We start from the raw sequence: 3,093 nt of genomic DNA on the forward strand, positions 1-3,093 counted from the left end.
ACCTTAAAAACACGCTCCGGCCCGGAAACTTTACTTGCACCTGCGGATGGGTTTTCCCCGATAGGTGATGGAACAGATCAACTTCTCATCGATACGAACCACGTTTTCCGGAAGCCGGGCGTAAAGGAGCGATTCATTGTAGGCCTGTCCTTCATGCACGCACCACCAGAGAAGATCCACCAGGGCCTTGGCCCGCTCAAAGGAACGCCCTCCGTAGGCCTGTTCCTTATACACCAGGATCCAGGTCAGGGCCGAAAGGGGATAGCCATCCGGGGCATCGGTGTCGGCGATGAGCACCCGAGTGTCCGGCGGAATGTGGGTTCTAGCCGCAGCGGAGATGCTCTTCAGGGTGGGAAGGACGAATCTCCCGGCCCGGTTGCGTATGGCCGCCACCGGAAGCCGGTTCTGATAGGCATAAGCCAGTTCGATGTACCCGATGGCCCCGGGAAGCTGTTTCAGATACCCGGTAACCCCCTCGTTTCCCTTGCCCCCGATCCCTGCGGGCCAGCGCACGGCCTTACCGTAACCCACCCGCTTTCTCCATTCCGGGCTAACGCGGGAAAGATAATAGGTGAAATTATAAGTGGTGCCGGAACCATCGGAACGATGCACCACCACTATGGGAAGGGCCGGAAGCCTCTTTCCCGGATTCACCTCCGTGATCCGGGAATCGTTCCATCGCTTGATCTTTCCCAGGAAGATATCCGCCAGGACCTCCGGAGTGAGCCTCAACCCCGAGGGCACCCCGGGGAGATTATAAGAGATGACCACCGCCCCGATGGTCATGGGGAGGTGGAGGATCGGCGCAGGGGCCTTGGCGAGTTCCTCGTCGTTCATGGGGGCGTCCGAGGCCCCGAAGTCCACCGTACGGGCCAGGATCTGCCGGATCCCTCCCCCGGAACCTATGGACTGATAGTTCACCTTTACCCCGGTTTTCTGATGATAGATGTAGAACCATTTGGAATAGAGGGGATAAGGAAAGGTGGCCCCGGCTCCGAGGAGGGTAATCTCCCCGGCCCAAACCACCGCTCCCCACAGCAACATCCATACCAACCCTACCAGGATCAATCTGCGCATCCCTGCACCTCCCTGTTTTTTTCGGGTTCTATTCTTCCGAAAAATTGTGAACCTTTTGTGACGGAGAGAGGACTTTTTCGGGCCACAGAAAGACGAAAGAAGCTGCCTTTTCCGTGGGCTCCAGGAGGAGCCGACCCCGGTAGATCTCGGCGATACGCCGGGCCAGGGCTAGCCCCAATCCCAGCCCCGGCCCTTTACCCAGCCGGAAAAAGGGTTCGAAGATTCGTTCCCGATACTCCTCCGGCACCCCGGGGCCTTCATCACGGACCCTCAAAAAGATCTCCCCGTCTCTTCTTCCCCATTCCACCCGAATACTTCCCCCGGGCGGGGAAAAACGCAGAGCATTCTCCAGGACCTTGGTCAGGGCCTGAACCAGATGATCATAATCGCCCTGAATCCATAACCCCTCGGGTCCAGAGAGATTAAACCGCACTTTCTTCCCCTGAGCCAGGGGGGCCATAAGCTCCACCGCGGTCTCCGCCAGGGACCTTATCTCCAGGGGTTCCCCCCCGCTGGCCTCCATTCTCTCCAGAGAGGAAAAGAAAAGAAGATCCCGCACCAGACGGGTCAGCCGGTCGGTATGCTCCTTGAGAGCCGAAAGGGCCTTGCGGGGAAGGTCCCCGGAGGGCAGAAAATCCTCCAGGGTCTCCACATAGCCCCTCAGGGCGGTGAGGGGGGTGCGGAATTCATGGGCCAGGGTGGCGGAGATGAGGCGGTTTTTCTGCGCCAGTTCCTTCTCCCTGGTCACCTCCAGGAGACGCAGAGCCGCCAGGTCCGGACTTATCCTCCGCCCTTCGAGCCGCCACCATCGCCCCTCCCTTTCGAATTCCAGCCGGGAAAAACCCTTCTCAAAAAGTTCGCCATGAAACTCCACCAGCCCGGGGAAGGGAAGTTCGAGAAGGTTGGAGGGCTCCCGGGAGGGAAACCATTGGCGCAGGGAAGGGGTAAGGGCCTGCAGGTGCCGGTTCTTATCCACTAGGGCCTCGGGCCAGGGCCAGACCTCCCAGTATCCCCTCTCCCCGGCCTCACCCTCGGTCGGAAGCCCGGTTCCTTGCGGTACCGGCTGATCCTCCCCCCTGGCACCGGGAAAAAGCCTCCGGCGAGACCTGTATCCCAGAAAATAAGCCAGAACCAGCAGCAGGGGAAAAAGGATCCATTCAAGCATGCAGGGATCTTATCCGATAACCCACACCCCAGACCGTCTCGATCCACTTGCCGGCTGAGCCCAGTTTCTTACGCAGACGTTTGATATGGGTGTCCACGGTCCGGGCATAACCTTCGTACTGGTAACCCCAGACCCTATCCAGCAGGACCTCCCGGGAAAAGACCTTCCCCGGGGCGGAGAGCAGGGTGGCCAGCAACCGGAACTCCGTGGGGGTGAGTTTCACCTCCTGGCCCTCCACCTCCACCCGGAACTGATCCTCATAAAGCACCAGAGGGCCATAGGTAAGGACCCTGGGTCCTTCCTGACGGCGTACCCTCTTCAGCACCGCTTTGGCCCTGAGCACCAGTTCCCGCGGACTGAAGGGCTTGACCACATAATCGTCGGCCCCGAGCTCGAACCCCAGCACCCGGTCCACCTCCTCCCCCCGGGCCGAAACCACAATAACCGGCACCCCGGAAAGCTCCTCCCTGAAACGCAAATACTTCAAGATCTCCAGCCCATCCAGATCCGGAAGCATCAGATCCAGGATCACCAGATCCGGAACGGCATAACGTAAGCGTTCCAGGGCCCGGGCTGCCGAATCCGCCACCTCCACCCGAAACCCTTCCCTTTCGAAGGCCAGACGTTCCAGTTCGGCCACATCCGGTTCGTCCTCTACGATAAGCACGCGCAAACCCGCTTTCATTTCCCTCTCAGGATATAAAGGGGTTTTACCCTGTCAACCGCAGAAAAAGGGCCACTGTTACTGCAAGGCGATTTTGTCACCCCTAATTGCAAAGCCAAAATGTCACCCCCTCCTGGTAAAACCATAGGCTCGAATTCTCCTGCCGGAGGTCGAGCCTATGGAAAAT

General features: G+C 59.2%; 3 protein-coding genes. All 3 read right to left on the reverse strand.

The window, feature by feature from the left end; all coding sequences use genetic code 11:
- Positions 1-30: 30 nt before the first annotated feature.
- The 3 genes from pstS to F8J34_RS07525 are packed head-to-tail and all read right to left on the reverse strand — an operon-like array spanning position 31 to position 2,927.
- Positions 31-1,077 carry a phosphate ABC transporter substrate-binding protein PstS gene (gene pstS / locus F8J34_RS07515; protein WP_297057863.1) on the reverse strand — a complete coding sequence of 349 codons (1,047 nt, stop codon included), beginning with the start codon at positions 1,075-1,077 and terminating at the stop codon, positions 31-33.
- A 28-nt stretch (positions 1,078-1,105) separates the two neighbouring features.
- Entirely contained in the window at positions 1,106-2,242 is a 1,137-nt protein-coding gene (locus F8J34_RS07520; RefSeq protein WP_297057866.1) for a HAMP domain-containing sensor histidine kinase, read from the reverse strand.
- Positions 2,235-2,927 (reverse strand): response regulator transcription factor, encoded by a 693-nt coding sequence (locus F8J34_RS07525; protein ID WP_297057868.1) that lies wholly within the window; start codon positions 2,925-2,927, stop codon positions 2,235-2,237. The genes F8J34_RS07520 and F8J34_RS07525 overlap by 8 nt, the downstream gene beginning before the upstream one ends.
- Positions 2,928-3,093 lie beyond the last annotated feature (166 nt).

Source organism: Thermosulfurimonas sp. (assembly GCF_015491435.1).
GTDB lineage: Bacteria > Desulfobacterota > Thermodesulfobacteria > Thermodesulfobacteriales > Thermodesulfobacteriaceae > Thermosulfurimonas_A.

Bases quoted from the DNA above. Each gene is read 5' to 3' on its own strand.
- F8J34_RS07525 (WP_297057868.1), bottom strand. From the start codon at position 2,927: ATGAAAGCGGGTTTGCGCGTGCTTATCGTAGAGGACGAACCGGATGTG.
- F8J34_RS07520 (WP_297057866.1), bottom strand. From the start codon at position 2,242: ATGCTTGAATGGATCCTTTTTCCCCTGCTGCTGGTTCTGGCTTATTTT.
- pstS (WP_297057863.1), bottom strand. From the start codon at position 1,077: ATGCGCAGATTGATCCTGGTAGGGTTGGTATGGATGTTGCTGTGGGGA.